The organism is Caldimonas taiwanensis NBRC 104434 (assembly GCF_001592165.1).
Taxonomy (GTDB): domain Bacteria; phylum Pseudomonadota; class Gammaproteobacteria; order Burkholderiales; family Burkholderiaceae_C; genus Caldimonas; species Caldimonas manganoxidans.
In genome coordinates this window covers 1-1113 of the sequence record NZ_BCWK01000076.1, presented here as the reverse complement: position 1 = coordinate 1113, position 1113 = coordinate 1, and the positions used below count along the sequence as shown (strand labels likewise).

Here is a 1113-nt window from a genome sequence, read left to right as displayed (position 1 = left end):
AATCTTTGGCGGTGATCTCACCGCCCTTGAACTGCTTGAAGTAATCCATCAAGGTTTGGGGCAAGTCCACGCCGATGACGATGGTGGGCATGCCATTGGGTCCCTTGACGGTTTTGGTGGTGACGGCGGGGTTGTTTTTCGAAGGCGCGCCGCTGGGCTTGCGCGGCGGCTGGGCCTGGGCGGTGGCCGTGGCGGCGATGTCGTGCTTTTTCGACGGCACTGGCCTGACTTCGCCAGAGAACGGCTCGAGCGTGGTGGGCACCACGATGGCCCCGCTGACCAAGGTGATCAGTTTGTGCCCATACCCGGAGACCGTGCTGACCAGCTTTTGCCACTGGCTGTGTGCATCTCGTACCCAAAGATCGACAAGCGATTGCGCCGAGCGAGTGACTTGGGTAGGAATTTGCCCATCAGGTCCGGTCTTGCCCACGAGGATGCGACCGTCGAACTCCAGCCGGTAGGGCAAGTTGGCGATTGGATGCCGCAAGGCATCGAGGAACAACACACTGAGGCCAAAGGCGCTGGTTTCGGAAAGGTACAGCACTTGGCCGACTTGGAGCTTGCGGGGGTCGCGCAGGCCGTTCCAGCGCTGCAGTTCATGCACGGTTTTGCCGCAGCGGCGTGCGATGTCCCACAGGGTGTCGCCCGGTTTGACGCGGTATGGGTCAGGCAGCAGGCCCGGCAGCGGGCCTGTGCGCTTGCTTTCAGGCGGCTGCATCTTCTTCGCTCCTGTCTTCGTCATCCATGAGACAGTCTTGCGGCGGCTGTGCAACAGCCTCGTCGATTTGCCATGCCGCCGAGGACCACAACCAAAGCTGCATCTGCACTGGCTGATTGAGCATCAAGGGCTCGCTGAGGACATCGTCCTGAGAAACATCCAGACCGATCAGCGTTTCGTTCTGATGCACGCCATGGACCCGTCGCGCGATGGCTCGCGGCAACCATTCCCGGGGCACCTCTTCGAAGCTGACCATGCGGGCATAGACTGGCTGCAGCGGCCATGAAGCAGCCTCGATGGGCGCCACGACGCCCGATGGCAGCGGATTGAGCTGCGCTGCCGCACTGCTGCCCCCGCCCCAGTCATGCGTGGCTGCCTGGACGGTGAAGGTGCCC

2 protein-coding genes are annotated in these 1113 nt (G+C 62.4%); both read right to left on the bottom strand.

The genetic code is table 11. The features are described from left to right. Window positions 1-718 (bottom strand): LysM peptidoglycan-binding domain-containing protein (locus CTA01S_RS16180; protein ID WP_157451415.1); only part of this gene is annotated, 718 nt, incomplete at its 3' end. Further along, on the bottom strand, window positions 705-1113 hold a 409-nt coding region (locus CTA01S_RS16795), incomplete at its 5' end, for a hypothetical protein (RefSeq protein ID WP_084362523.1). The genes CTA01S_RS16795 and CTA01S_RS16180, both read right to left, overlap by 14 nt.